Origin of the sequence: Streptacidiphilus sp. MAP5-3 (genome assembly GCF_041262505.1) — a bacterium.
GTDB lineage: Bacteria > Actinomycetota > Actinomycetes > Streptomycetales > Streptomycetaceae > Streptacidiphilus.
The window spans coordinates 1-6,069 of sequence record NZ_JBGCCL010000061.1; the positions used below are offsets into that span (position 1 = coordinate 1).

At 70.5% G+C, this 6,069-nt stretch carries 1 protein-coding gene; it reads left to right on the forward strand.

The features are described from left to right. Positions 1 to 6,069, forward strand: a 6,069-nt coding sequence (locus ABH928_RS36340) for an amino acid adenylation domain-containing protein (RefSeq protein WP_370073030.1), incomplete at both ends; no start/stop codon positions are given.

The window sequence follows — 6,069 nt, forward strand, 5'->3', positions numbered from 1 at the left end:
GTTGCTGTGTCAGGCGTTCGCGCAGGTGCTGGGCCTGGAGCGGGTCGGCGTGGAGGACGACTTCTTCGCCCTGGGCGGCCACTCCCTACTGGCGATGCGGCTGCTGAGTCGGATCCGTGCGGTGCTGGGTGTGGAGTTGGCGGTCCGCGAGTTGTTCGAGGCGCCGACGCCGGCGGTCCTGGCGGGACGGCTTGGGCAGGCCGGTGAGAGCCGGTTGGCACTGCGTGCGATGGAGCGTCCGGAGCGGGTGCCGTTGTCGTTCGCGCAGCACCGGCTGTGGTTCCTCGGGCAGTTGGAGGGTGCGAGCGCGACCTACAACACGCCGATGGCGCTGCGGTTGACCGGGGAGGTGAACCGGGAGGCCCTGGCGGAGGCGCTGCGGGATGTCGTCGGGCGGCACGAGGCGCTGCGGACGGTGTTCCCGGCAGTCGATGGTGAGCCCTACCAGAGGGTGCTGTCGCTGGAGGAGTGCGGGTTCGAGCCCTCGGTGGTCGAGGTGGCGTCGGATGGGCTCGAGGGTGCGTTGGCTGAGGCGGGCCGGTATGCGTTCGACGTCTCGTCCGAGACTCCGTTGCGGGCGACGCTGTTCGCGGTGAGTTCGGTTGAGCATGTGCTGATGCTGCTGTCGCACCACATCGCCATGGACGGCTGGTCGACTGCTCCGCTGGCGAGGGACCTTTCGGCGGCGTATGCGGCGCGCTTGGGCGGTCTGGCTCCGGTGTGGGAGTCGCTGCCGGTGCAGTATGGGGATTTCGCTGTGTGGCAGCGCGAGTTGCTGGGTGACGAGCGGGATTCGTCGAGTCTGTTGTTCCGTCAGGTGGCCTACTGGCGTGAGACGTTGGCGGGAGCCCCTGAGGAGTTGCCGCTGCCGTTCGACCGGTCGCGTCCGGCGGTCGCGTCGCACCGTGCCCACACCGTGGAGTTGGATGTTCCGGCTGAACTGCACGGGCGTTTGGTGGAGTTGGCGCGTGAGCGTGGGGTGACCATGTTCATGGTGCTGCAGGCGGCTGTTGCGGTGACGCTCAGCCGACTGGGTGCGGGGGCCGACATCCCGATCGGCTCGGCGATCGCCGGGCGTACGGATGAGGCGTTGAACGATCTGGTCGGGTGTTTCGTCAACACCGTGGTCGTGCGGACGGATCTGTCCGGTGATCCGACGTTCGAAGAGGTTCTCGGGCGGGTGCGCGAGGCGGGGTTGAGCGCGCTGGAGAACCAGGATGTGCCGTTCGAGAAGCTGGTGGAGGAGCTGGCACCGGCGCGTTCGCTGGCCCGGCACCCGCTGTTCCAGGTCGTCCTGACCCTTCAGAACACCGGCCTGACAGCGGATGACGGTGCGCTGGACCTGCCCGGCCTCGGAGCTGAACTGCTGCTGATGGGTCGGGCGATGGCCAAGTTCGACCTTGATGTGATCGTGGGTGAGGTGTTCGGTGCGCAGGGCGCGCCGGCGGGGATCCGGGGCATGCTGACGGCGGCGGCGGACCTGTTCGACGAGGGCGTCGCGGGTCGGGTCGCGGGCTCACTGGTGCGGGTGCTGACGGCGATGGCCGACGACCCGCGGACCCGGGTCGACGCGGTGGATGTGCTGGGTGCGGATGAGCGTCGCAGGGTGCTGTCGGAGTGGAACGACACCACTGCGGCCGGATCCGGGGTGATGGTTCCGCAGCTGTTCGAGGCGCAGGTGGCGCGGACGCCGGAGGCGGTGGCGCTCGTCTCCGATGGCGTGTCGGTGTCGTACGCGGAGCTGGACGCGCGGGCGAACCGCCTTGCCCACTACCTGGTCGGCCAGGGTGTCGGGCCGGAGTCGGTGGTGGGGCTGGCGCTGCCGCGAGCGGAGATGATCAGCGGGATCCTGGCGGTCTGGAAGGCGGGGGCCGGCTACCTTCCGGTGGACGTGTCCCAGCCGGCCGAGCGGGTCGCGTTCACGGTGAAGGACTCGCGGGCACAGCTCGTGCTGACCACCGATGAGGTGCTGGAGGACCTGCCGTCGGTGGGTGTGCGCCTGGTCGCCGTGGACGACACGTTGACGGCGATGCAGTTGGCGGCGGCGCCGACCACATCGCCCGGCGTGGCGGTGGATCCGCGGTCGCTGGCGTATGTCATCTACACCTCCGGTTCGACGGGTCGTCCGAAGGGCGTGGCCGTTACGCACGGGGGCCTGGCGAACTACGTGTCCTCGGTGCCGGCCCGGGTCGGCTTCGAGGGCGGCAGATATGCGTTGCTGCAGGCGCAGGCGACCGACCTGGGGAACACGGTGCTGTTCGCGAGCCTGCTGTCCGGTGGTGAGCTGCACGTCCTGGACGAGGAGGCGGTCACCGATCCGCGCCTGGTGGGCGACTACCTGGCCGAGCACGGGATCGACTTCCTGAAGGTGGTGCCCTCGCACCTGGCGGCGCTGGGTGCGGTGGGTGGTCTGGAGCGGGTGCTGCCGGGTCGGTCGGTGGTGCTGGGTGGTGAGGCGGCCTCGCCGGGGTGGGTCGATGAACTCCTGGCCGCCGCGGGCGAACGGCGGGTGTTCAACCACTACGGTCCGACGGAGACCACGATCGGTGTCGCGACCACCCGCCTGACGGGTGGGGTGCTGCCGGTGGGTTCGCCGGTGGCCAACACCTGCTTCTACGTGCTGGATGAGCGCCTCAACCCGGTGGCGCCGGGTGTGGCGGGTGAGTTGTACGTGGCGGGTGCGCAGCTGGCGCGCGGCTATGTGCGCCGCCCGGGCCTGACCGCGGAGCGGTTCGTCGCGTGCCCGTTCGAGTCCGGTACCCGGATGTACCGCACGGGTGACCTGGCCCGTTGGACGGCCGATGGCGAGATCGTGTTCATGGGCCGTGCGGACGAGCAGGTCAAGATCCGTGGTTTCCGGATCGAGCCGGGTGAGGTGGCCGGCGCCCTGACGGCTCACCCGCTGATCGCCCAGGCGGCCGTGATCGCCCGCGAGGACACCCCGGGGGAGAAGCGCCTGGTCGCCTACGTGGTCGCGGACGACCCGGATGATGTGGACGACACCCTCGTGGACGGGGTGCGGACCTTCGTCGCCGCGCGGCTGCCGGAGCACATGGTGCCCGCCGCCGTGGTGGTGTTGGACGCCCTGCCGCTGACCGGCAACGGGAAGTTGGACCGCAAGGCGCTGCCCGCGCCGGACTTCGCGGCGGCGGGTGGGGTGTCGAGCCGTGGGCCGGCATCGGTGCGGGAGGAGATCCTGTGCGAGGCGTTCGCCGAGGTCCTCGGGTTGGCGAGCGTCGGCGTCGATGACGACTTCTTCGCGTTGGGCGGGCACTCGCTGTTGGCGGTGTCGTTGGTGGAGATGCTGCGGGTGCGTGGGGTCTCGGTGTCGGTGAAGGCGTTGTTCCAGACGTCGACCCCGGCAGGCCTGGCACTCGAGGCGGGTTCGGAGCACGTGGTGGTGCCGGCGAACCTCATCCCCGAGGACGCCGTGCGGATCACCCCGCAGATGCTGTCGCTGGTGGAACTGACCGAGGCAGAAATCGAGTTGATCGTGTCGAAGGTGCCCGGCGGTGCCGCGAACGTCGCGGACGTGTACCCGCTGGCCCCGTTCCAGGAGGGCGTCCTCTTCCACCACCTGATGACGGCCGGACACGAGGGCGAGCGGGATGTGTACGCCGGGCCGACGGCGCTCGGGTTCGACTCCCGCCCGCGCCTCGACTCGTTCCTGAACGCGCTGCAGCGGGTGATCGACCGGCACGACGTGTACCGCACCGCGATCGTGTGGGAGGGCCTGCGCGAGCCGGTCCAGGTCGTGGCCCGACGCGCCGAACTGCCGGTCCACGAAGTCGTGCTGGATCCGCGGGGTGCGGACGCGGCCGAGCAGTTGCAGTCCATCGGCGGCGCCTGGATGGCGCTGGACCGCGCCCCGCTGATGGACGTGCACATCGCCGCCGAACCGGACGGCGAGGGCTGGCTGGCCCTGCTGCGCGTCCACCACCTGGTGCGCGACGACACCACGACGAATGCGCTGCTGGGGGAGGTGCGTGCCTTCCTGACAGGGCGGGGTGAGTCGCTGTCCGAGGCGCTGCCGTTCCGCGACTTCGTCGCTCAGGCCCGCCTCGGTGTGCCGCGCGAGGAGCATGAGCGGTACTTCGCCGGGCTGCTGGGCGACGTCACCGAGACCACCGCCCCGTTCGGCCTGCTGGACGTGCACGGTGACGGCACGACCGCGGTATCGGCGTGTTCCGCGGTGGAGGCCGAGCTCACGCTTCGACTGCGGGCGATCGCGCGCCGGATGGCGGTGAGTCCGGCGACGGTGTTCCACCTGGCATGGGCGCGGGTGCTGGCAGCGGTGAGCGGTCGTGAGGACGTGGTGTTCGGCACGGTGCTGTTCGGCCGGATGAACGCGGGCGCGGGTGCCGACCGGCTCCAGGGCCCGTGCCTCAACACGCTCCCGGTGCGGGTGCGGGTCGGCTCCTCCACCGTGGGCGAGGCGCTGACCGGGATGCGGCAGCAGCTGGCCGAGCTGCTGGTGCACGAGCACGCGCCGCTGGTGCTGGCGCAGCAGGCGAGCGGTGTGGCGGGCGGCAGCCCGCTCTTCACCGCCCTCTTCAACTACCGCAACGGCCAGGCCGGTGCGACCGAGCCCGGTGCGGGTCTGGGCACCGGGTTGGAGGACGTGCGGCTCCTTGCCTCGGAAGGGCGCACCAACTACCCCCTGGTCGCGAACGTCGACGACGACGGGACCGGGTTCAGGCTGGCCATCGACGCGGTGGCGCCGGCCGATGCGGAGCAGGTGGGCACGATGCTGCACACCTGCCTCCGCCAGCTCGTGACCGTGCTGGAGGAGGAACCGCAGGCCCGGTTCGCGGCGCTGGACGTGCTGGGTGAGGCTGAGCGTCGGCTGGTGGTGGAGGTGTGGAACGACACTGTTCGGCCGCTGGTGGACGCGACACTGCCGGCACTGTTCGCGGCGCAGGTGGTGCGGACGCCGGATGCGGTGGCGGTGGTGTTCGAGGGTGTGGAGGTGTCGTACGGGGAGTTGGATGCGCGGGCGAATCGGTTGGCGCGACTGCTGGTCGGCCGGGGTGTGGGGCCGGAGTCGGTGGTTGCGGTGCTGATGGAGCGCTCGGTCGAGTTGGTGGTGGCGTTGTTGGCGGTGGTGAAGGCTGGTGGTGCGTATCTGCCGGTGGATCCGGAGTATCCGGCCGGGCGGATCGCGGCGGTCGTGGCGGATGCCGGGCCGGTGTGCGTGCTGAGCACCATCGCCCTGACCGCGTTGGTGCCGGATGGCGTGGCGCGGGTCGCGGTGGATGATCCGGCTGTGGTCGCGGAGTTGGCGGGTCTGTCGGCGCAGGCTCCTGTGGTGGGGGTGTTGCCCGCGCATCCGGCGTATGTGATCTTCACGTCGGGTTCCACCGGGCGTCCGAAGGGTGTTGCGGTGTCGCATGCGGGGATCGTGAACCGGCTCGCCTGGATGCAGGAGCTCCCCGGTGTGGCCATCGGTGTCGGGGATCGGGTGCTGCAGAAGACGCCGTTCGGGTTCGACGTCAGTGTGTGGGAGTTCTTCTGGCCGTTGGTGCAGGGCGCGGCGTTGGTGCTGGCACGTCCCGGCGGCCACCGGGAGCCCGGCTATCTCGTCGAGTTGATCCAGGGCGAGAACATCACGGTGACGCACTTCGTGCCGTCGATGCTGGAGACGTTCCTGCGTGAGCCGGCGGCCGGCGACTGCACCGGGCTGCGGGCGGTGTTCTGCAGTGGTGAGGCGCTGCCGGCGCCGTTGCGCGACCGGTTCCTCGAACTGCTGGGCGGTGTACCGCTGTTCAATCTGTACGGGCCCACGGAGGCGGCCGTGGACGTGACCGCGGCGCGCTGTGCCGTCAGCGATGGTGCGGTGGTGCCGATCGGTGGGCCGGTGGCCAACACCCAGGTGTACGTGTTGGACGACCGGATGTCCCCGGTGCCGGTGGGTGTCGAGGGTGAGTTGTACCTGGCGGGTGTGCAGTTGGCGCGCGGGTACGTGGGGCGTGCCGGTTTGACGGCGGAGCGGTTCGTGGCGAATCCGTTCGGTGCGGGGGAGCGGTTGTACCGCACGGGTGACCTGGTCCGGTGGAACGCCGGCGGCGA